Below are 21,068 nucleotides of genomic sequence, written 5' to 3'. Positions count from 1 at the left end.
GCGCCGCCGGGCATCCGCGCGGCGGACCCGGCGGGCCACCGCGCGGTGGACGCAACCGACGGCGCGGCGACCTGCCTGGAGGGCTGGCATGGCGATCACTTTGGGCCCCGCGGTGGACGGCAGGACGGCGGAGCCGTTCGCCCGGCCGGTGCGGATGGACGGACCGGACGGACCCTGGGAGCGGGTCCGTGACGCCGTCGCGCGGCACGGCAGCGTCGTCGTGTACGGGCGGCTGCCGGAGTGGCTGCCCGCCGACCTCGACCATCCGCGGCTGCGCCCGCTGCTGGGCCGGGACCACGCCCGCTTCCGGGCGATGGGCCACCCGCAGGTCCGGGCCCGCTTCGTGGCGTCCCGGCTGCTGCTCAAACACGTCGCCTGCGCGGTCGTCGAGGCCGCACCCGAGGCCGTCGAGCTGGCCTACAAGCCCGGCGGCCGCCCCTATCTGCGCGGCCTGGACCAGATCGACATCAGCCTCAGCCACACCGAGAACCTGCTGCTCGTCGGCCTCACCCGGCGCGGCTGGATCGGGGTGGACGCCGAGGCCAAGGACCGCCCGATGCTGGGCCTGGGCACCGAGAAGCAGGTCTGCACACCGTACGAGCGCAGCGCCCTCGCGCAGATCGCCGAGGAGCGGCGCAACGCGGCGCTGGTGCGGCTGTGGACCCTGAAAGAGGCGTACAGCAAGGCCATCGGGCAGGGCATGCGGTTCCGCTTCACCGAGTTCGGCTTCAGCCCGCAGGACCGCAACGTGCAAGTGCTGCGGCCCGACGGGGAGCCCGGCACCGGCGCCGAATGGGCCTTCCACACCTGCCTGGTGGACCGCGCCTACACCGTCAGCGTCGCCCACTTCGACGCCGGCTTCGGCGACACCAGTGACACCGCGGCGGCCACCATGCTGGACGACGGGCTCATCGCCGCGCTGGTCGACAGGACGGGGGAGGAGCACCGTGCGCAGTGACGGGACAGCCGCCGGGAGCGCGCTGAACGCCGACGTGTGCGTGGTCGGCGGCGGCCCCGGCGGCCGGGCCCTGGCCCTGGCCCTGACCCGGCTGGGCTTGGACGTCGTGCTGCTGGAGAAGCGCGACCCGGCCCGCGGCGCGGGCCCGGCCTTCCGCGGCGAGTCCGTCTCCCCGGACGGCGTGCGGCTGCTGGCCGGACTCGGCGTCTGGGAGCGGGTTCGCGGGGCAGCGCACCGGGTGGACCGGCTGGAGATCCAGGACGCGGGCCGCCGCGTGCTCGACCTGCGGTTCGCCGACTTCCCCTACCGCTACCGGCACCCGGCCGAACTGCCGCAGCACGCGCTGCTGGCGGCGCTCACCGAGCAGACCGCCCGGCAGCCGGGCGCCTGCACGGTGCTGGAGCCCGCCACCGCGGTCGGACTGCTGGTCGACGGCCCGGCCGTGGCGGGCGTACGGGCGCGCACCCCCACCGGCACCGTGCGGGTCGAGGTGCCGCTCACCGTCGGCGCGGACGGCCGCCACAGCGCCGTGCGCCGGCTGTCCGGACTCCAGGAACGGGCGCGGCACCGGCCGCTGGAGCGCGACGTGGTGTGGCTGAAGCTGCCCTTCCCCGCCGGCTGGGACCGCCGCGTCTACCGGGTGCGGATCGCCGGGGACAGCCACGGCCTGTTCCTGCCCTGCGCGGACGGCACCGTCCGGGTCGGCCTCAACATCCCCAAGGGCGGGTTGCGGACGCTGCGCGCGGGCGGCCTCGATCCGCTGTGCGCCCGCATCGGCCGGCTGGCCCCGGAGGCCGGGGAAGCGGCCCGCGGCAGCCTGCGGGCGTGGTCGGACACGGCGCTGCTGGACATCTTCACCACCGAGGTGCCGCACTGGTCGGCCCCCGGCGTCGTCCTGGTGGGCGACGCCGCGCACACCCTCTCGCCCGTCCTCGGCCAGGGAGTCAACCACGCGCTGGCCGACGCGGTCGCGCTCGCGCCGCTGGCCGCCGAGGCGCTGGGCCGCGACCGGCGCACCCGCGGCCGCGCCCTGCGCACCGCGCTGGACCTCTTCCAGCGGCGCCGGGAGCCGGACGTACGCCGCTCGCGCGCGCTCCAACTGCGGCAGGAGCGGATGTTCGCGCTCACGGCACCCGCCGCGACAGCGCTGCGCCGGACCGTCTACCGCGCGCTCGACGCGAGCCCCGCGCTGCGCCGCCGGGTGCTGGCCCCCGCCTACTTCCCCGGCCGGCACCCCGCCGCCCGGCGGGAACAGCCGCCCACGCCCAGCGAGGTGACACCCGTATGAGCGACAGCGCAGTACTCACCGGCCCGCCCGGACTGGCCGAACTCCGGGCGCTCGCACCGCTGCACGCCCGCGCGCAGGGCATCCCGGGCGACCGCTGCCGCGCGGTCCTCGCCCGCATCCGCAGCGCGCACGGCGAGGGCCCCGACGCCTGGCCCGCCGTCTGGAGCCGCGCGGGCGACGCACTCGCCGCGCGCGGCAGGCACCTGGACGCGGTCCGCCACTACGCGCTGGCCCGCTTCCCCCACCCGGACGGTCCGGCGCGGGAACGGGCCCAACGGCTGTGCGTGAGCTCCTTCGACCGCTGGCGGTCCACCCGCCCTGACATCGGCCGGGCGGAGATCGAACCGCCCGGCGGCACCGGCCGGTTCACCGCCTGGACGGCCGGACTCTCCCGCAGCGCCCCGCGTCCCCTGATCCTGGTGTGCGGCGGCATCGTCTCGGTCAAGGAGCAGTGGGCCCCGCTGCTGGCCCGCGCCGCCACGCTGGGCACCGCCGTGGCCGTCACCGAACTGCCCGGCGTGGGGGAGAACACCCTGCCCTACGACACCGCGGCCCCCGCCATGCTCGGTGCCCTGCTCGACCACCTCGCCGACCGCGCGGACGTCGGCCGCACGCATGCCGTGGCGCTCAGCTTCGGCGGCCATCTGGCGCTGCGGGCCGCGCTGACCGACCGCCGGATCACCGGCGTCTCCACCGTGGGCGCGCCGGTGCGGCACTTCTTCCGGGACACCGACCAGCACACCCGCATCCCGGCCACGACAGCCCACACCCTCGCGCGGCTCACCGGGCACCCGCCCGCCGAGGTGCTGCCCGCACTGCGGGACTGGGCGCTCGCACCGCCGGAGCTGGCCCGCCTCGCGCACCTCCCGCTGACCTATGTCGCCGCGCTGCGGGACGAGATCGTGCCACTCGCCGACGCGGCCGTGCTGCTGCGGGACCCCGCGGCGCGCCGCAGGCTGCTCGTGGTCGACGACGAGCACGGCGCCCCGGCCCACCTGGGCCGCGTCCGCCCGCTGCTGCTCGGCTCCGCGCTCCGCGGCCTGGGCGTCCACCCGGTGCGGCGGGCGGCGCTGGAGGCGGTCGCCGGAGTGCGCCGGGGCGGCCGGGGCCGGGTGCGGACATGAGGGGCTGGACGTGGTGCACCCCGCGGGGGCGGATACTGAGCGGCACGGTCGGGGCCGCGGCGCTGTACGCGGGCGCCCGGCTGGACGGGCCCCGCAGCCGCGTGCTGTGGACCTCCGCCGTGCTGCCCGATCTCGCACTGCTCCACGGCATCGCCGCGGCCCCCGCGTTCGACCCGCTGCCCCGGTACGCGGTGCGCTCCTACAACCTGCTGCACTCGCCGGGCGTGCCCCTGCTGCTCCTCGGCACCGCGCGTGCCCTGGACAGCCGTCCGTTGCGCGTCGCGGCCTGCGGATGGCTCGCCCACATCGCCGTCGACCGCGCCTTCGGATACGGCCCGCGGGCCCGCGACGGCTCCCGCATCCGGGGCCCGGCTCCCGCCGGACCCCGCGGCGCCGCGCTCAGTCCCACCGGACGGGCAGCTCCGTCAGCCGGTTGACCAGCAGCCCCCGGTGCATGGTGACCGCCTCGACGGGCACCGCCAGCCGCAGCGCGGGGAACCGGCCGGCCAGCACCCGCAGCGCGACGGCCAGTTCGGCGCGCGCCAGCGGCGCCCCCAGGCAGTAGTGCGGACCGTGCCCGAAGGCCAGGTGCGGCGGCTGGGCCGGATCCTGGGTGCGGTCCGGGTCGAAACGGTCCGGATCGGTGTACCGGCTGCCGTCCCGGTTGGCGGAGCAGACGGACGCGATCACGGCGCTGTTCGGCGGCAGCACCCGGCCGGCCACCTCCACCGGCTCCGTGGTGACCCGCAGCGGCCCGCCGTCCCCGACCGGGTTGAGCCGCAGCAGTTCCTCCACCAGCGCGGCCCTCGCCTCCTCCCCGTCCGGCACCAGGCCGAGCCGCTCCGGCTGCCGCAGCAGGGTCAGCACGGAGGTGCCCAGCACCCCGGCCGTCGTCTCGTGCCCGGCGACCAGCAACGTCATGGCCAGCACCAGCAGTTCCCGCTCGTCAGGCCGGCCCTCCTCGTCCCGGACGCCGACCAGCGCGCTCAGCAGGTCGGTGCCGGGAGCGCGCCGCTTGTCCGCCACCAGGTCCGCCAGATAGGCCAGCAGCGCCTGCTTGTGCCGCAGCATCTCCTCCGGCGGATGCGCCGTCAGCGACAGCACGGCGTCGGACCAGGTGCGGAAGCGCTCCCGGTCCGCGAAGGGCACCCCCAGCAGCTCGCAGATGACGGCCATCGGGAACGGGAGGGCGAAGGCCGCGTTCAGATCGGCGGGGCCGCCCCCGGCACCGTTCCCGGCGGCCATGGCGTCGGCCAGCTCTCCGGCCAGCTCTTCCAACCGGGGCCGCATCCGCTCCACCCGGCGCGGGGTGAAGGCGCGGGCGACCAGCCCGCGCAGCCGGGTGTGCTCGGGCGGGTCCATGGTGAACAGGCCGCCCGCGTCGAACGGGACGGCCGTGAGCTTCGGCGCCTCGGGCGCCACCGTCGCGGCCCGCGAGCAGCGGGGGTCGGCGAGCAGGGCCCGTACGTCGTCGTAGCGGCTGACCAGGTGGCCCGGATCGCCGCTGGGGAGCGTGACGGCGGCGACGGGTTCCTCCGCGCGCAGCAGCGCGTAGTCCTCGGGGACCTCGGTCGCCGAGCGGCGCGGCGGGGGGTAGGGGCGGACGGGCGTGGGTGTGGCGGAATCCTGAGCCATGTAACGGACTGTTGAACTATGGACTCGAATCGTGGTCGAGTCGGTGTTGCACGTGACGGGGCGCGGTATTCTCACCTGGCTAACGCCAGTCCGGCCGGCCGAGTCCGCGGGGGAACTCGACGATGATCTCAGTGGTGCTCGCCGAGGACATGCACATGGTGCGCGGTGCTCTGGTGGCGCTGCTCGACATCGAGAAGGACATCGAGATCGTCGCCGAGATCGACTCCGGCAGCGCCATCCTGCCGGCCGTCCTCGCACACCGCCCGGACGTCGCCGTCATCGACATCGACCTGCCGGGCGTGGACGGACTGACCGCGGCCGCCGAGGTGCACGAGAAGCTGCCGGCCTGCCGCACCCTGATTCTCACCAGCCTGGGCCAGCCCGGCAACCTGCGCCGCGCCCTGGAGGCCCATGTCTCGGGCTTCCTGCTCAAGGACGCGCCGCCGAGCAAGCTGGCCGACGCCATCCGCCGGATACGCGCCGGGGAGCGGGTCATCGACCCCGAACTGGCCCTGGACGCCTGGTCGGCCCGGGAGAACCCGCTCACCTCGCGGGAGACCGAGGTGCTGCGGCTGGCGGCCGAGGGCGCCGAGGCCGCCGACATCGCCGGGCGGCTCTTCCTGTCCGTGGGCACCGTGCGCAACTACCTGACGGCCATCGTCATCAAGCTGGGGGCCCGAAACCGGGTGGACGCTCTGCGGATCGCCCGGGAGCAGGGCTGGCTGTAGCCGCACCGGAGGCCGCCGCCGCCCGGGCCGTGCCGTGCGGCCCGCCCGGCGCGCGGTCCACGCACCCCCCGGGCCCTGCCTCCCGGCCCGCCGGACGGCCGGGGGACGGGGGCGGAATGCGCGCCTCCAGCCGGAAGCAGCCGTCCTCCCGCAGACCGGCCCGCAGAGTGCCGCCGATCGCGTCCACCCGCGCGGCCAGATTGCCGAGCCCGCTGCCTCCCTCCTCGTCCGGGCGTGGCGTCGTGGGGTCCCGCGGATCGGGCAGCGGCTGCACCCCGTCGTTGACCAGCCGCAGCACGGCGCATTCCGCATCGCCGCACACCGTGATCTGGCAGCGGCGCACCTTGCTGTGCCGCAGGATGTTGGTGACGCCCTCCCGCAGCACCGTGGCCAGCACGGTGCCCACCGTCTCCGGGACGCTCTCCAGCGTCGAGTCGACCTCCGCGTCGATCCCGGCGGCCTCGAAGACGGAGACGGCCGAGGAGATCTCGGCGGGCAGCGAGATGTTCCGGTAGCTGCGCGCCACCGAGCGGACATCGGCCAGCGCCTGCCGCGAGATCTCCAGCACATGCGCCACCTCGCCCTGGGCGCGCGGCGGATCGGCGTCCACCAGCCGGTGCGCCAGTTCGCTGCGCAGGGTGATCGCCGACAGGCTGTAGCCCAGCAGGTCGTGCAGGTCCCGGGCGAAGCGCAGCCGCTCCTCCTCCACCGCCAGCCGGGCGATCTCCTGCTGCGCCGCGCGCAGTTGGAGGACGATCTCGGACAGCTTGGTCAGCCCGTAGACCACGGCGCACGTCGTCAGCGCCGACACCCCGTTGTAGGCCACCCGCAGCGGTGCCCAGCCCGAGAACCAGGTGACGGCCAGGACGCTGGCCACGCACCCGGCGACCCCCAGCCAGGACCACGGGGGCCGCAGGGTGAGCAGCAGCGAGCCCGCCAGCAGCCCCGGCAGCCCGACCCAGGCCGTGCCCATCAGCAGCATCGGCAGGAAGGTGCAGACGATCTGCACGCCCAGCACCCAGAACTGGTGGGTGCGGTGCAGCCGCATGCCCCGCTGGGTGGTGCGGGCCACCTGGGTGCAGAACATCACCGCGATCGCCGCCGCGCCGACCAGGATCTGCATCGGCGAACCGCCGACGGTCAGCAGGTGCAGCACCGCGGCACCCAGGATGCCGGCCATGGCGACGACGAAGACCACCAGCACGATCCGGGGCGCCATCGCGGCGTCGACCCCGTAGGCGAGTGGCTGCCGCGTCCCGTTTCGTTGCCGGTGTAAAGAGATTCGGTTTCCCCCTGAGCTCACTCGCGCTCTCCCCTCGCCCCGCCGAAGGTGTGCACAGCATAGGCGAGGGGATCGGGTGCCACCATCGGCTAGACGAACACCGGGATGGGGTTCAGCCCGTCGTAGTCGACCGGCTCGGCGCGGCGTCCGAGCCGGACCGGTACGTCGTAGAGCCTCCCCGGTGCGAAGCGTGCCCAGAAGTGCCGCAGTCCGGGCACCAATACCTTCACCACCGGGATTCCCAGGTCGGGCCGTGTCTGGTCCAGCACCAGCAGCTCCATCCCGTGCCGGCGCAGCAGCCCGACCGCGTCCTCCACGTCCTCGCGCAGATCGGCGCGGGGCGTGTGGCCGAAGTCGGCGGCCCCCAGGGTTCGGGCCTCCGGATCCGGTGCCAGATAGGGCTGGTCGGCGAGGGTGCGCCGGGTGCACCAGTCGCGGAAGACCGGGTCCTGGAAGCTGTTGCGGGTGTCCAGCACCGCGGGCAGCATCTGCGTCATCTCGGTCAGCGCCCGGCGCAGCGCCAGGGCCGGGTCCGGGTGGCAGCCGAAGCCGAACACGATGTCTTCGCGGTCCTCCGGCCCCCTCCCGTCGGGACGGCGGGTGCGCCGGGAGACCGCGCACATCACCGGGATCCCCAGGTCGGAGGTCACATCCAGCACCCAGAACTCCCGGCCGAGCGCGGCGTAGGAGGCGCGCATCCGGCTGATCCACTCCTCGCCGAAGGACTCCGGGTCCACCTGCGGCTGGAGGGTGCGGTTGTACCACCACAGGGCCACCGCGTCGCGCTCCACCAGTTCGTAGAAGCCCTGCAGGACGGCGTCCTCCAGGCTGCTGCCCGCCGCGTTGCCGTTGGAGTCGGCCCGCACCGGCACCGGGTCGCCGGCCCGCCGCGGGGTGGCGAAGTAGAGCATCGCGGTGGGCAGCAACCGGTGCCGCCGCTCGGTCAGCGACCACACCGGCGTCCAGTCGACCACCGCGTGCTCGTCGAACGGGTCGCAGACGAACTGGAACGGCGAGTGCAGTGCGTTCCACTCCTGCCGCCGGGCGAACTGCCGCTCGTCGTACAGCTGGAGCGCGTTGGGATGCACCGCGGCGCCGCCCAGCTCCGTGTACCGTCCCGGGACCCGCTCCTCGTCCCCCTGGAAGGTGCCGGAGTACCGCTCCAGCGCCTCGCACAGCGCCCCGACCTTCGCGTCCAGCTCGGTGACGCCCTTGCCGGCGCTGTGGCTGCGCAGCGCCGAGCGCAGCGTGTGCACCCCGTCGCCGAGCAGCGCCGGATTGCTGCCGGACACGAAGGCGTTGAGGTCCTCCGGGCAGCGCGGGTCCCGGTCGAGCAGCCGCACCACCCCGGTGACCTCGCTCACCAGGTGTTCGTGCCGTCGCAGCATCTCCCGTGCCGGAACCGACCGGTGGCCGCCCCCGGTGGGCACCTTGGGGCGGGAGCTGAGTACCACGGGCTGCCGCGCCCGGACCGCGACCAGCGTCGGATCGCCGCAGACCGGGCACTGTGGGCGGCGCTCCACCGGATGGTGCCTCCCCTCGCCGCGCAGGCTGTCCAGGGTCCACACCGACGACTGCCGGCCGTCCCGGAAGCCGCCCAGCCAGGTCGCCGCCTGCAGGGCCAGCAGGTGGAGCGCGCTGGCCCGGCTGGCGGCGATGTGCGCGCGCGGCGGGGTGACCGGCGCCGAGAGGCCCAGTGCGCGGCCCACATAGCTGTGCGCGGAGCGGTGGTGGCGCAGCCGGTGGTGCAGGCAGTGCCAGCAGGCGCCGGTGCCGGGCTGGAAGATCGGGCCGAGCCACGGCTGGACGCCGGAGGGCTTGGCCAGCAGCCAGGGCCGGCCGGTGCGGCGCTGGGCCGCGTCGATGTCGGCCAGCGCGGGGGAGAGGTAGTCCTCGCACAGCACCACGGTGAGGGTGTGCGCGTCGCTCTCGCCCGGCCGGATCGGTGTGATTCCGGCCGCCCGGAAGGCGTCCAGGGCGGCCCGCCGGTCCTCGTCGCCGCCGACGGTCAGCAGCCGGATCCGGCCGGCGGACAGTTCGGCGTCGGCCCGCGTCCCGTCGAGTCCGGCGGACTCCCAGAACGCGGAGGTGGCGTCGGAATGCCCGGGACGGTCGGCGGCCAGGTCGCCCGCCGGGGCGAAGTCGGCGACCAGGTCGGCCTGGGCCAACTGCCCCAGGATGCTGCCGAGCTGGCCGGGCGAGAGCACCCCGCGGGTCTCCCGGGCCAGCTGCGCCAGGTCCCGGCTGCCGTCGAGCAGTGGTGCCAGGGCAGCCATCGCCGCGCCTTCCAGGGCGGTGACTCCCTGTTCGGAGACGAGGTAGGTGGCGTCTCCCGGTACGACGGCGGGCCGCAGGTGCTTGCGGAACCCCGGTCTCGGTGGTGTGGTGCCGGTCTCCATTCCGTCTCCCCCGTTCGGTCGGCTCGGGTGCGGCTCAGCGTGTCGCTGCCGCGGGGGAGACCGGAACGGCGGCCGGTGCCGGCTCGTTCGGCGGTGCGTAGGTCCAGCTGGAGCAGTCGGTGGTGTGCCCGACGGTGTCGCGCGGGTTGAGGCTGGTGATCGTCACCTCGCTGCCCAGCCCTGCGGGCAGGGCGGGGACGGGGGTCGCCGCGTCGGTGGCGATCCCGAACTCGGCCAGCACGCCGCGCGGTTCCACCGCATAACGCAGCGCGAGGGCGGGGTCGAGGCAGCATTGCGCGGTCAGTTCGGCGAAGCGCCAGTCCTGGTCGAGCGAGTGCGCAGCCCCCGGGGTGCGGGGGGTGGTGACCTTGGCGAGCGCGTGACCTGACATCGTGGTCTCCCGTCTGGAGAGAGAGGAACCCATGGCCCCCGTGGACTCATGGGGCGACGCGGTGCTGTGGGGAGTGGCCCGATCGTGAGGGTCCGATGCGCAGGACAGCAGTGTGAGCGGCCCCCGGGGCTCGGGCCAGTGGAGGCTTCACGACCCTCCATGTGAAAATCTCATGCCCGGTTCCGCCGGATATCCGCGCCAAGATCGTGAGTTACTCACTGTCGCACGGCGCGCACGGATGCGATTCTCCCAACCGTACGCAGCGACACCCACCAGCGGGAACCGCCAACGGGGAGGCCCCGATGCGCATCAGGGTACTGGGAACTCTGCACGCCGAGACGGCGGGCGCCTCGATCGCGCCGAGCGCGGCCAAGCCGCGGCAGATCCTGGCCCTGCTCGCGCTCCGCAGCCGGCACATCGTGCCGGTGTCGGACCTCATGGAGGAGGTCTGGGGGGCCGGGCCCCCGCGCAGTGCCCCCACCACGCTCCAGACCTACATCCTGCAACTGCGCCGCAGGCTCCGCGCGGCCCTGGGCGATCAGGGACCTCTGCCCGCGACCGGCGCCGCGCCGCGCGACCCGCTCCGGCCCGGGGACAAGCACATCCTCGCCACCCGGCACGGTGGCTACCAGTTGGAGATCGCCGACGCCGACGTCGACGCGCTGCAGTTCGCGCAGCTCACCCGCAACGGCCACGCGGCCTACGAGGCCGGGGACATGGCCAAGGCCGCACGGCTGCTGGACGAGGCACTCGCACTGTGGCGCGGTCCCGCGCTCGCCGACCTGCCGCACGGCAAGCACCTCGCCATCGAGGCCACCCGGCTGGAGGAGAGCAGGCTGGGCGCGCTGGAGCGGCGGATCGACGCGGACCTGCGGCTGGGCCGGCACCGCGAGGTGCTGGGCGAGCTGTGCGCCCTGCGCGGCCGCTACCCGCTCTACGAGAACCTGCACGCGCTGCTCATGGTCGCGTTCCATCAGGACGGCCGCTCCTCCGACGCGCTGGTCGCCTTCCGGCGGCTGCGCGCCACCCTCGTGGAGGAGCTGGGCCTGGAGCCCTCGCCCCGGATCGACCGCCTGCACCAGGCCATTCTCCGGGGCGAGGACGCACTGGCCGCCTGGCGCGGCGCCGAGGCCGGCGCGGCAGCGGGCCTCGCGGGGTAGCGGCCCTCCCCGGGTCGGTTCCACCCCGCTTCAAGCTGTCGTCCAGCGCCGGTCGTGAACATCTGGCCCTCGACGACCGGCCCCGTCACCGGGACGGGGGAAGGGGGGAGGGATGAACGCGTATCTCGCGGCACCTCCCGAACCACGCGCCACGGACGCCTCGCCCGTCACCGGGCGGGAGCCGGCCGACGGCGGACTGCGGCTGTTCTGCTTCCACCACGCGGGCGCCGGCGCACTCACCTTCGCGCGCTGGCGCCGCGGGTTCGACCCGAGCGTGTGCGTGCTGCCCATCCGGCTCCCCGGCCGGGAGACCCGGTTGCGTGAACCGCGCATCACCGAGGCGCCCGTGCTGCTGGACGAACTCGACGCGCAGCTCGGCCCGCTGCTGGACCAGCCCTACGCGCTCTACGGGCACAGCCTCGGCGCACTGGTGGCCTACCGCTTCGCGCAGCGCATACGCCGCGCGGGCCGGGCGGCGCCGGTGCTGGTCGGGCTGGGGGCCTGCCCGCCGCCGCACCTGCCGACCCCGCTGACCGACCAGCACGACCTGCCCGACACGGCGCTGCTGGCCGCGCTCAACCGGTACGGCACGCTGCCCTCGTACATGTTCGAGCGTCCGGAGTGGCTGCGCACCCTGCTCTCCACGATGCGCGACGACCTGCGGCTCGCCGTCAGCCTGCGCGCGCTCGGCGGCGCGGCGGACCCGGGCTGGGACACCCCGCTCGACTGCCCCGTGCACGTGTTCGCCGGCACCCGGGACGAGGCGGCCCCGGCCGCCGCCGTCGCCGAGTGGCGCCGCTGGGCGGGCGGCCCGTTCGCGCAGCACCCGGTCCCCGGAGGCCACTTCTTCGTACGCGACACCGCGCTGCCCCGGCTGCTGGCGGCACAACTGCGCCGCAGCGGCCCCAAGCAGGGCGCCGTACCACTGTCCGAGCCGTCCACCTAGTCCGAGCAGTCCGAGAACGCACCCGAAGGGAGCGAGAGATGGACATCAGTGTGCTGGGACCCTGCCGGGTCGTCCAGTCGGGGGTCTCCGTCGTCCCGACCGCGGTCAAACCGAGAAAGGTGCTGGCCCTGCTGGCGCTCTACCCGGACCAAGTGGTCTCCGTCGCCTCCCTGGTGGAGGAACTGTGGGGGGAGGCCCCGCCGCGCAGCGTGCAGACCACGCTCCAGACGTACGTGCTCCAGCTGCGCAACCTCATCGCGGCCGCCCTGGGCGACCGGCACCACCCCGATCTGCCGCACGGCGCCAAGAGCGTGCTGATCACCGAGTCCGGTGGCTATCTGCTCGACACCCAGGGCGGAATGGTCGACGTCCGCGAGTTCGAGCGGCTCTCCGGCGCCGGACACCGGGCGCTGGAGGCCGGCGACTGCGTCGGCGCCTCCGCCTCCTTCCGCCGGGCCCTGGAGCTGTGGCGCGGACCCGCACTGGTGGACGTGCAGTGCGGTCCGCTGCTGGAGATCGAGGCGACCCGGCTGGAGGAGTCCCGGCTGGGCATCCTCAACCAGCGCATCGAGGTCGACCTCAGCCTGGGCCGGCACCACGAGCTGGTGGGCGAACTCTCCGGGCTCGCCGCCCAGCATCCGCTGCACGAGGGCATCCAGGCGCAGCTCATGCTCGCGCTCTACCGCTCGGGCAGACGCGGCAACGCACTGGAGGTCTACCAGCGGCTGCGCGGCGTCCTCTCCCGCGAGCTGGGCCTGGACCCCTCCCCCGACCTGCAGCGGCTCCAGTGCGCCGTGCTCGACTCCTCGGTCGAACTGGAGTTGACCGGCGCCGCACGCGACGCGGCCTTCAGCGGCAGCGGGGGGCCGCTGAGGGCGCTGCGCGGCGGCTGACGGTCTCAGCCGGACGTCTCCCGGCCCGCCAGCACGGCGTCCGCCGGGAGACGGGAGGGGCCGGCGCCGGGCGCCGGGAAGCTGACCCGGCACCCGCCCGGCCGCCCGGCGAACAGCAGCGGGCTGAGCACGGCAGCGGCGCCGTGCACGGTCCGCACGGCCGCGCCGTCGCTCAGCTCCACCGGGTGGGGTGCCGGTGGCACGTACTCCTGCACCACGCTGTCGCCGAGGCCGAAGGCGCGCCGCACCGCCGCCGCCCAGTCCTCCGGCTCCGTCGCGTGACCGGCCACCACCGGCCCGGTTCCCGCGACCGCCCGCTTGAGCACGAACCGTTCGGGCTCGGCGAGCACCAGGCCCGGCAGATCCCGTTCGGTGCCGTGCCAGGTGGTGCGCCCGGCCAGGGTGATCCGGGTCCACGGCAGTCGCCGCTCCACCAGCATCCGCTCGCCCCGGGTCATCCAGGGCAGCCCTTCGGAGACCAGCGCGAGGGCCCGCTTGTCGGCCAGCAGCCCGCTGCTCGGCTGCGGCAGCAGCAGGCCCGCACGGTGTGTCCGCGGCAGACCGACGGCCCCGCCGCCCGCCGCGTGCGCGCCGCCGAGCAGCCCCAGCGCGTAGCTCCGCCGGCCCGCCCCGTCCCGGGGGCCGGGGCGGGGCAGCAGCTCGGCGGTGAAGCCGTGCGCCCGCAGCTCGCGCAGCTCGTCGGGGTGGAAGCCGGGACCGATGAGGGCCACCGTGCGCGGCAGTCCCCGCCGGGCGCAGAGGTCGGCGAGCGCGGCGGCACGTACCGTCCGCGGATCGTGCCCGAACAGCGGCCCCTCCGGCAGCCCGGCAGCGGCGCGCTGCCACGCGCGGGTGAGCACCCCGGTCTCCCGCGGGCTGCCGGGCGTGCCGCCGGCGTCCAGGCCCAGCAGCTGCGGCCCGGCCGCACCGACCAGGAAGTCGGCACCGGCCAGCAGGGCACAGCAGTCGGTCTCCACCGTCTCCAGCCCCGAGTGCGGCGGATGGTCGGCCGGGTCGGCGCCGAGCGCGACGAGCCGTTCGGGCCAGGTGGGTCCGAGTGCCAGCACCGCCCGGCGGACCAGCGCCAGCAGCGCCGCCGCGGTCTCGAAAAGCTCGTCGTAGCGGCCGCGCGGCAGCACGAACGGCCGTGCGGGCAGCGGTCCCTGCGCGGGGAGGCCGGCGGCGGCCCGCCGGGCGCGCACGGCCTCGCCCGGCACCTTGGCGGTGTGCCGCCGACCCGGCCCACCGGTGGCGGGCCGGCTCCCGGCGCCCGTCACCGCGACCGCCGGCGGTCGTCGAGCGCCCCGGTCAGTACGGCGTGCAACTCGTCCGCGGAGTCCGCGTACCGGGCCAGTGCGCCGGGTACCGGGGCGCGGTCCGCCGCGCCGTGCGCGGCGGTGCGGTGCACCACCACCTCCGGACCGGCCGACAGGCCGCGCTCCGCCGCGTTCAGGGCTCCGGTCAGCGCCATCACCAGCGACCAGTCGGCCAACCGGGCCGGGTCGGCGGGCAGGGCGACACCGGCCGGGGCCAGCAGGGCGCGCAGGGACGGATAGCGGGCCAGACACTCGTAGCGGGAGACGACGATCCCGGTGCCCCCGTGGGCGCGCAGCAGCGCGCTCACCTCCGGCGCCGTGCCGGGGGCGCGAGTGAAGAAGGCGGGCTCGACGACCTCCTCGGGGTGGTGCGCCGTGCGGGGGAAGTGCGGGTCGGGGCTGCCGGCCGCCTGGTGGTGCAGGCGGCGTGCCGCGTCGTACCGGTACCGGGGCGCGCCCTCCCGGGAGCACGATCCGGTCAGCAGATGCAGCACCAGGCCGCAGGTGCGCGGCTGCTGCACCAGCAGCGGGCGCGGCCCGGCCGCGTCGGGGGCGCCGTCCGCCGCCAGGGCGCTGCCCGCGCGGTGCCCCAGCACCGCGGATCCGGTGTCGGCGGTCTGCGCGTGCACCCGGCCGGCCGCGGGCGCCGCGCCCAGCGCGTCCTGCTCCACGAACGCGCGCAGGGCGGCAGCGGCCCGGTGCTCGACGGGGTCGCGGACATACCACAGCGCGGTTCCGGTCCCGGTGCGCAGCGCCCGGGCGTGCGCCCGGCAGTAGGCGGCGGCCAGTTCGTGCACCGAGCCCGGCTCCGCACCGTGGTGGACGACCAGTGGGTTGCGCCGCCGCAGCTCCGGGTGGCGGGCCAGCGGCGAGTCGGCCACCTGGTGCCGGGCGGCGGCGGGTACCAGTGCGACCACCCGCACCTGGTCCGGGTGGACCAGTCCGTACCGGTGGGCGCGCAGCAGCGCGTCGCGCAGCGTGCTCGCCAGGTTGCCGGACGAGGGCGCCAGCAGCGCGATCCGCCGGCCGGTGCGCCGCGTGTGCTGCACGGCCCGCGCGACGAGCAGCAGCGCCGCGTCCGGTTGCGCGGTGCGGCTCCCGGCGACGGCGCAGTGGTCGAACAGCTGCCAGCGGACGCCGCGGTGGTCGGGCAGCCGGGTGACCCGCGTCCCGGCCGCCGCCAGATAGCCGCGCAGCGGGCCGTCGAGGGCGGGGAGTTCGCCGTCCGGCGCGAAGCCGGCCGGATCCCCGTCGGCCGGATCCCCGTCGCCGGAGGCCGGTTTGGCTTGCCGCGGGTGCGCGTCGCGCACCAGGGCGCGGACGGTGTCCCAGTGGTCGGTCAGCGGCCGCCCCTCCCAGGGCGCGGTCTCCCCGGGCGGTTCGGCGGATCCGGTGCGGTCGGCGGGTCCGGTGCGGGCGGTCAGCGTCATGGACGGGTCCCCTCCTGGTCCGGCCGCCCGGTCCGAGGCGGCCCTCTCGACACTCCGCCTCCGTCCCCCCTACGCTGAAATCACCGTCACAGAGCTGACATACACGAAATCGGTGATTCCTCGGAAATGCGGCGGTGAGCCGCAGGGAAAGGTAACCCGGCGGGGTCGAGCGCCGGTTGAAGCAGCCGGTGGGAGCGGACCCGCCCGTGCCCGAGGAGTCCTCCATGACCCAGCCCTCCATGCCCGTGCTGGAATCCGTCACCCGCCCGTGGCCCGATCTCGAGGCGGCGCACGAGAGGGCCACCGGCGCGGCGGCCGCGTTGCTGGACGGCCGAGCCGAGCTGCTGGCGGCCCTGACCCGGCTCGCCACCTGCGCCAGCGCCCGGGACGAACTGCTGCGCTCGCTGCGCGCGGTGGCCGGGGCGCCCTGGGAGCTGGCCCGCACCGGAGTGCCGCAGCTGGCCCGGGTCTCCGTCGTGCTTCCGCAGGACACCGCGCTCTACTCCTACGTCCGCCACTGCCTGGTGCCCGCGCTCTACTGCGACGAGGTCGTCATCCGGCCCACGCCCCGGATCCGGGAGACGGCCCTGGAGGTGCACCGGACCGTCAGCCGCGGCCTCGACCCCGTGCTGGCCGCCCGGATCCGCTTCACCGACGCCGCGCAGCACGACTTCACGCCCGTCTGCGCGGAGTCCGACGCCGTCGTCTTCACCGGCTCGGCCTCGGCGGCCGGCAAGCTGATGACCGAGATCGGCGACGGCCCGCTCTTCCTGCTGTCCGGGCCCGCGCCCAACCCGCTGGTCGTCGGTCCCCGGGCCGAACCGGACGCCGCCTGCCGGGCGGTGCTGCGCGCCCGGCTCTACAACTCCGGTCAGCACCGGCTCTGTCCCGACGTGCTCTTCGTCCACCGGCTGCGGCTGGACGCGCTGGTCGAGCGGCTGCGTGCCGAACTGTCCGTGCTGACGGTGGGCGCCCGCAGCTGGCCCGACACCGTGCTCACCGCGCTCACCTACGGAGAGGCCGTGGAGGGCGCCGCCCGCTTCCTGACCGAGCACGCCGACCGGGTGGTGGCCGGGGGCGGGGCGGACCCGGAGCGGATGCAGGTGGAGCCCTCCCTGCTGGTCTTCGACGAGGACCCCGGCTTCCATCCGCCCGCTCTCTCCGGTCCGCTCTTCTGCGTCGTCCCCTACGAGGATCCGGAGATGCTGCGCTGCTGGGCCCGGTACCCCCTGGAGCTGGAGCGCGGGATGTACGCGGCGGTCCTCGGCGAGCCGCGGCTGACCGGGCGGACGCTGGGCACGGCCGTCGTGCTGCGCGACGCCACCCCCTTCGACACCGAGGACGGCAATCTGCCCTGCGGCGGATACGGCGCGCACGCCAGCGGTGTCCGCCGGGCGGGCGCTCTGGTCGGCAGGCCGCTGCTGCTCTCCCAGGAGGCGGCCCTGCGGAACACGGTGACCACCGGTCCGCTGCGCTGACCGTGCCGGACCGGTGGGCGCGCGCGGCCCCGGCCCCGCGGGAGGCGGACGGCGGGAGGCGGCGGGGCGCGCACCGGGGTCGCGGCGGGATTGAGCGGGGCTCCAGAGGCCGCTGGCACGCTGCCCGCCAGGCCCGCCGACCGACCGGGACGGGCTGCTCCACACCTTCCCCAAGGAGGCCGACGGTGGCACACCGGACGCTCATAGTGGCGCGGATGGAGCCGGGCAGGGCCGACTCCATCGCCAGCATCTTCGAGGAGTCGGACGGGACCGAGCTGCCCCACATGGTGGGGGTCGCGCGGCGGACGCTCTTCAGCTTCCACGACCTGTACTTCCACCTCGTGGAGGCGGACGAGGACATCACCCCCAATCTCTACCGCGCCCGCAGTCACCCTCTCTACGACGACATCAACACCCGCCTCGCGCAGTGCGTGTCGCCCTACGACCCGAACTGGAAGGAACCCAAGGACGCGATGGCGAACCCGTTCTACGTGTGGACGAAAGACGGAGGGAGGATCCAGTGACCGAGTTCACCCAGCATGAGCTGGCCGAAAAGCTGCTGGAGTGCGCGGGCGAGGCCGAGGACGCGGACGTCTCCGACGAGGCGGTCCTGGACACCCCGTTCCTCGAACTGGGCTACGACTCGCTCGCGCTGCTCCAGGTGACCGGCGTCATCAAGCGCGAGTACGGCGTCGAACTGTCCGACGACGCCGTGGTGGAGGCCGAGACGCCGCGGCTGCTGCTCAAGATGATCAATGCCAACCTGCCCGATGCGGTATGAGCGCCGCCGGTACGGCCACCGGTGTGCTGCCGGGGCCGGGGCTGGCCGGCAAGCGGGTCCTGGTCACCGGCGGCACCCGGGGCATCGGCCGGACCACGGCTCTGGCGTTCGCCGAGGCGGGCGCCCGGACCGTCGTCGCCCACCGCACCACCGGTGACGACGCGCACAGCCTGACGGCCGCGCTGGCGGCCCGCGGCGACGGACACCACCTGGTGGCCGCCGACGTCACCGACGGGCAGGACGCGGCCCGGCTCGCCGAGGAGTGCCGCACGCACCTGGGCGGCCTGGACGTGCTCGTCAACAACGTCGGCGTCGACGGCCACAGCAAGTTCGCCGACCTGGACGAGGCCGAGTGGCACCGGCTGATGGACTCCAACGTCACCTCCGCCTATCTGGTCACCAGGGCGGTGCACGACCTGCTGGCCGACGGCGCCTCGATCGTCAACGTCGGCGCCTCGGTGGCGCTGCGCGGGCGCCCGCTGGGCACCCACTACTCCGCCTCCAAGGCGGCGCTGGTGGGCTTCGGCCGGGCGCTGAGCAAGGAGGTCGGCGACCGGGGGATCCGGGTCAACACCGTCGCGCCCGGCGTCACCGCGACCGAGGACGAGCCGGCCGCGGGGCTGCCCCCGCAGCTCGTCGAGCGCCTCGCCGGAATGACGGCACTGGGCCGGCTGGGCACCGCGGCGGACGTGGCCGGCGCGGTCCTCTACCTCGCGGGGGACACCGCCCGCTACGTCACCGGTGCCACGCTCACAGTCGATGGAGGAATCTGATGCCTTACGCGGCGATCACCTACCGGGTCAAGCCCGGGTACGAGGACGAGATCGCGGAGATCTTCGCCCACTTCAAGCGCGTCGACACGCCCGACCTGGCCGGCGACGACGGCGAGGCGGCCGGAAGGCTGCTGGGCACCGGCGTCTTCATCAAGGACGACGTGATGGTGCGCGTCATCCACTACGAGGGCGACTTCGCCGCCGTCGGCGCCCACATGGCCCGGCAGAAAGGCGTCCACGTCCTGGAGGAGAAGCTCCAGCCCTACCTCGCCGAGCGGCGCGAGACGTCCTCTCCCGAGGCGTTCGCGGCCTACTTCCGCGACGCCACGATGCGGTCCGTCGCACAGCTGACGGTGGACACGCACCCCGCCGGGAGCTGACCCGATGAGGGTGGACGCTGTCCTCGGAGTGGCCGTTCTCCTCGGCAGCGGCGTCACGGCGGGGGTCCTCTTCGCCGTGGCGCTCAGCGTCCTTCCGGCGCTGTTCGCCATGGAGACCGGCACCTACGTGCACGCCCACAAACTGCTGGGCCGCAACTGGGACCCGACGATGCCGGTCGTCGTCCTCACCTCCACGGGGCTCGCCGTCGCGCTGGCCCTGATCGCCGACGACGGCGCGGCCCGGGGGCTGTTCGCCGCCGCCGCGGTCCTGCTGCTGGGCGTCTCCGCCGTCTCCCACCTGTGCAACGTCCCCATCAACCGTCGGGTCAAGGCGGTGGACGACCCGCGGGTGCTGCCCGCGGACTGGGAGGACCCGCGGCCGCTGTGGCGCCGCTGGCATCTGCTGCGCACCGCGCTGGCGGTGGCGGCGCTGCTGCTGAACGCGGTGGCGGTGACGGCGCTGTGACCCTCGGCCGCGGCCCGGACCGCCGGGCCGCGGTCTCCCGCCTCCCCGGCCGCGGCCCGCCCGGCCGCCCCGCGCCGGGCCCGCGACCGGCCCTTGAACCCCGCAGCGCCCCGGACTTCGGTCCGGGGCGCTGCGGGCGTATCGCGGATGCCGGGGCCGGGAGGTTCCCCCGGGAGTGCCGTCAGCGGACGATCTCCATCTGGCCCATCATGCCCATCTGCGCGTGACTCAGCATGTGGCAGTGGTACATGTACAGCCCCGTGTGCTCGGTGAAGCGCACCTGGATCCGTACCGACTCGCCCGCGGGCACCGCGACCACGTCCTTCAGTCCGGCCTCGCCGGCCGCGGGCGGCTTCCCGTTCCGGTCCAGGATCCGGAACCCGTCCAGGTGGGGATGCATCGAGTGCGGGATGCCCAGCTCGCCGTCGCCGTTGACGATCTTCCAGGTCTCGGCGACACCCAGCCGGGGCCGGATGTCCACCCGGTGCATGTCGAACGGCTTGCCGTTGATCAGATGCTGGCCCGTCCTCGGATCGAACGCCATGGTGAACTTCCGCTCGACGGCGGAGGTCCCCAGGTCCGGCACCGGCCGCAGCGTCTCGGGCACCTCGCTGGGGTCGCCGGCCCGGCGGACCACGTCGAACCGCATCACCTCCGGCGCCTCGCCCTCGTAGGGGTGGGCGTTGCCGAGCACCAGCCGGCGGCCCACCCCGTAGCGGGCGAAGTCGACGACGATCTCCTGCCGCTCGCCCGGCCACAGTTGCAGCATCCGGGTGGGGACGGGCGCGGGGAGCAGCCCCCCGTCGGTCCCGATGTGGGTGAACTCCTCGCCCTCGCCCAGCTGGAGACTGAAGACCCGCTCGTTGGAGGTGTTGACCAGCCGCAGCCGGTACTTGCGCGCCGCCACCTCGAAGTAGGGCCGGGGCCGCCCGTTGACCAGCACCGTGTGCCGTTCCCGGAAGCCGTGCAGATCCCACACCAGCGCGCCGTCGTCCGCGAACTGCGCGTCGCGCAGTTGCAGCGCCACGTCGTAGCGCCCCTTGGGCAGCGGGAGGCGCCGCTCGAACTCGTCGGTGAGCAGGTAGGTCGCCGCCAGCCCGCGGTAGATGTTCTCCGCGTGCTGCTCGTGCGAGTGGTCGTGCAGCCACAGCGTCGCCGCGTCCTGCTCGTTCGGGTAGCGGAAGATCCGCCGCTCACCGGGTTCGAGCTGGTACATGGGGTGCCCGTCGTAGCGCTGCGGGGTGTGCCCGCCGTGCAGGTGCATCGAGAAGGGCACGTCCATCCGGTTGACCTGCTCGACCAGCACGGGCCTGCCCCGTTCGGCCATGATCAGCGGGCTGATCCGGCCGTTGAAGGAGCGGATCCGGGTCGCGGTGCCCGGCAGCAGACCGGCGTCCGCCTCCCGGGTCGTGAGCCGGTAGAAGTCGTGGCCCGCCAGCCGCAGCGGCCGGATCGGCCGCTGCACTTCCAGCGGCACGGTGAACGGCGCCCCGGCCGAAGGGGCCTTCCCGGCCGTGCGGCTGCGAGGGCGCGGGGCCGCGGCCTGCGCCCCGGTGGCGAGACCGCCCGGTGCGGCCGCCAGCACCCCGGCCGCGGTGGCGGCCCGGAGCAGGTTTCTGCGTGTGGGCACGGAGAGTTCC

General features: G+C 75.0%; 21 protein-coding genes. 14 read left to right on the top strand and 7 right to left on the bottom strand.

Annotated features, from left to right (window positions below; all coding sequences use genetic code 11):
* Positions 1–88 precede the first annotated feature (88 nt).
* Genes ACFYMO_RS07590 through ACFYMO_RS07575 form a run of 4 tightly spaced genes read left to right on the top strand, consistent with a single transcriptional unit; the run spans position 89 to position 3,807 of the window.
* Complete coding sequence (locus tag ACFYMO_RS07590) at positions 89–958, top strand: 4'-phosphopantetheinyl transferase superfamily protein (RefSeq protein ID WP_366772209.1); 870 nt, start codon at positions 89–91, stop codon at positions 956–958.
* Positions 948–2,246, top strand: a complete 1,299-nt coding sequence (locus ACFYMO_RS07585) for an FAD-dependent monooxygenase (RefSeq protein WP_366772210.1) — start codon at positions 948–950, stop codon at positions 2,244–2,246. Before ACFYMO_RS07590 ends, ACFYMO_RS07585 begins: the two co-directional genes overlap by 11 nt.
* On the top strand, positions 2,243–3,370 hold the full coding sequence (locus ACFYMO_RS07580) for an alpha/beta hydrolase (protein ID WP_366772211.1): 1,128 nt from the start codon (positions 2,243–2,245) through the stop codon (positions 3,368–3,370). Before ACFYMO_RS07585 ends, ACFYMO_RS07580 begins: the two co-directional genes overlap by 4 nt.
* Positions 3,367–3,807, top strand: coding sequence for a DUF4260 family protein (locus tag ACFYMO_RS07575; RefSeq protein WP_388544935.1), 441 nt, complete (start codon positions 3,367–3,369; stop codon positions 3,805–3,807). Before ACFYMO_RS07580 ends, ACFYMO_RS07575 begins: the two co-directional genes overlap by 4 nt.
* On the opposite strand, the gene ACFYMO_RS07570 is transcribed toward ACFYMO_RS07575, so the two are convergent.
* Positions 3,770–5,005 (bottom strand): cytochrome P450, encoded by a 1,236-nt coding sequence (locus ACFYMO_RS07570; protein WP_366772214.1) that lies wholly within the window; start codon positions 5,003–5,005, stop codon positions 3,770–3,772. The genes ACFYMO_RS07575 and ACFYMO_RS07570 overlap by 38 nt on opposite strands.
* A gap of 122 nt (positions 5,006–5,127) precedes the next feature.
* Between ACFYMO_RS07570 and ACFYMO_RS07565 the strand changes: the two genes are divergently transcribed.
* On the top strand, positions 5,128–5,733 hold the full coding sequence (locus ACFYMO_RS07565) for a response regulator (RefSeq protein ID WP_019358469.1): 606 nt from the start codon (positions 5,128–5,130) through the stop codon (positions 5,731–5,733).
* Here ACFYMO_RS07565 and ACFYMO_RS07560 read toward each other — a convergent pair.
* The 3 genes from ACFYMO_RS07560 to ACFYMO_RS07550 all read right to left on the bottom strand — a co-directional run bounded on the left by ACFYMO_RS07560 (position 5,669) and on the right by ACFYMO_RS07550 (position 9,805).
* Entirely contained in the window at positions 5,669–6,952 is a 1,284-nt protein-coding gene (locus ACFYMO_RS07560; RefSeq protein ID WP_366772216.1) for a histidine kinase, read from the bottom strand. The genes ACFYMO_RS07565 and ACFYMO_RS07560 overlap by 65 nt on opposite strands.
* A gap of 152 nt (positions 6,953–7,104) precedes the next feature.
* The gene (locus tag ACFYMO_RS07555) at positions 7,105–9,414 is read right to left on the bottom strand and encodes a TOMM precursor leader peptide-binding protein (protein WP_366772217.1); all 2,310 of its coding nucleotides are present in this window, start codon (positions 9,412–9,414) and stop codon (positions 7,105–7,107) included.
* 34 nt (positions 9,415–9,448) lie between these two features.
* Complete coding sequence (locus ACFYMO_RS07550; RefSeq protein ID WP_366772218.1) at positions 9,449–9,805, bottom strand: hypothetical protein; 357 nt, start codon at positions 9,803–9,805, stop codon at positions 9,449–9,451.
* Positions 9,806–10,107: 302 nt separating this feature from the next.
* Between ACFYMO_RS07550 and ACFYMO_RS07545 the strand changes: the two genes are divergently transcribed.
* From ACFYMO_RS07545 to ACFYMO_RS07535, 3 genes are all read left to right on the top strand, one after another.
* Positions 10,108–10,965, top strand: coding sequence for an AfsR/SARP family transcriptional regulator (locus ACFYMO_RS07545; RefSeq protein ID WP_366772219.1), 858 nt, complete (start codon positions 10,108–10,110; stop codon positions 10,963–10,965).
* Between the two features lie 112 nt (positions 10,966–11,077).
* A complete protein-coding gene (locus ACFYMO_RS07540; protein WP_366772220.1) occupies positions 11,078–11,911 on the top strand; it encodes an alpha/beta fold hydrolase in 834 nt (277 codons plus the stop codon).
* A 38-nt stretch (positions 11,912–11,949) separates the two neighbouring features.
* Complete coding sequence (locus tag ACFYMO_RS07535; RefSeq protein WP_366772221.1) at positions 11,950–12,804, top strand: AfsR/SARP family transcriptional regulator; 855 nt, start codon at positions 11,950–11,952, stop codon at positions 12,802–12,804.
* A 5-nt stretch (positions 12,805–12,809) separates the two neighbouring features.
* Here the strand turns inward: ACFYMO_RS07535 and ACFYMO_RS07530 are convergent, their stop codons facing one another.
* Complete coding sequence (locus ACFYMO_RS07530; protein WP_366772222.1) at positions 12,810–14,021, bottom strand: hypothetical protein; 1,212 nt, start codon at positions 14,019–14,021, stop codon at positions 12,810–12,812.
* 56 nt (positions 14,022–14,077) lie between these two features.
* Positions 14,078–15,550: a DUF6002 family protein gene (locus ACFYMO_RS07525; RefSeq protein WP_388544926.1), complete on the bottom strand. Its 1,473-nt coding sequence runs from the start codon at positions 15,548–15,550 to the stop codon at positions 14,078–14,080.
* Positions 15,551–15,774: 224 nt separating this feature from the next.
* Between ACFYMO_RS07525 and ACFYMO_RS07520 the strand changes: the two genes are divergently transcribed.
* From ACFYMO_RS07520 to ACFYMO_RS07495, 6 genes are all read left to right on the top strand, one after another.
* Positions 15,775–17,028, top strand: a complete 1,254-nt coding sequence (locus ACFYMO_RS07520; protein ID WP_366772224.1) for an aldehyde dehydrogenase family protein — start codon at positions 15,775–15,777, stop codon at positions 17,026–17,028.
* Positions 17,029–17,213: 185 nt separating this feature from the next.
* Entirely contained in the window at positions 17,214–17,552 is a 339-nt protein-coding gene (locus tag ACFYMO_RS07515) for a TcmI family type II polyketide cyclase (protein ID WP_019358459.1), read from the top strand.
* Positions 17,549–17,809: an acyl carrier protein gene (locus ACFYMO_RS07510; RefSeq protein ID WP_366772225.1), complete on the top strand. Its 261-nt coding sequence runs from the start codon at positions 17,549–17,551 to the stop codon at positions 17,807–17,809. Before ACFYMO_RS07515 ends, ACFYMO_RS07510 begins: the two co-directional genes overlap by 4 nt.
* Positions 17,806–18,582 carry an SDR family NAD(P)-dependent oxidoreductase gene (locus ACFYMO_RS07505; RefSeq protein ID WP_388544922.1) on the top strand — a complete coding sequence of 259 codons (777 nt, stop codon included), beginning with the start codon at positions 17,806–17,808 and terminating at the stop codon, positions 18,580–18,582. The genes ACFYMO_RS07510 and ACFYMO_RS07505 overlap by 4 nt, the downstream gene beginning before the upstream one ends.
* Positions 18,582–18,962, top strand: a complete 381-nt coding sequence (locus ACFYMO_RS07500; RefSeq protein WP_360293948.1) for a SchA/CurD-like domain-containing protein — start codon at positions 18,582–18,584, stop codon at positions 18,960–18,962. Before ACFYMO_RS07505 ends, ACFYMO_RS07500 begins: the two co-directional genes overlap by 1 nt.
* A 4-nt stretch (positions 18,963–18,966) precedes the next feature.
* Positions 18,967–19,428 (top strand): anthrone oxygenase family protein, encoded by a 462-nt coding sequence (locus ACFYMO_RS07495; RefSeq protein ID WP_106964642.1) that lies wholly within the window; start codon positions 18,967–18,969, stop codon positions 19,426–19,428.
* Positions 19,429–19,609: 181 nt separating this feature from the next.
* Here the strand turns inward: ACFYMO_RS07495 and ACFYMO_RS07490 are convergent, their stop codons facing one another.
* Positions 19,610–21,058: a multicopper oxidase family protein gene (locus ACFYMO_RS07490; RefSeq protein ID WP_388544918.1), complete on the bottom strand. Its 1,449-nt coding sequence runs from the start codon at positions 21,056–21,058 to the stop codon at positions 19,610–19,612.
* Positions 21,059–21,068 lie beyond the last annotated feature (10 nt).

The organism is Streptomyces sp. NPDC007025 (assembly GCF_042869455.1).
In the GTDB taxonomy this organism is placed as follows: domain Bacteria; phylum Actinomycetota; class Actinomycetes; order Streptomycetales; family Streptomycetaceae; genus Streptomyces.
Note: the sequence above shows the minus strand (reverse complement) of the source record. Positions and strands in the feature narration are given on the sequence as shown.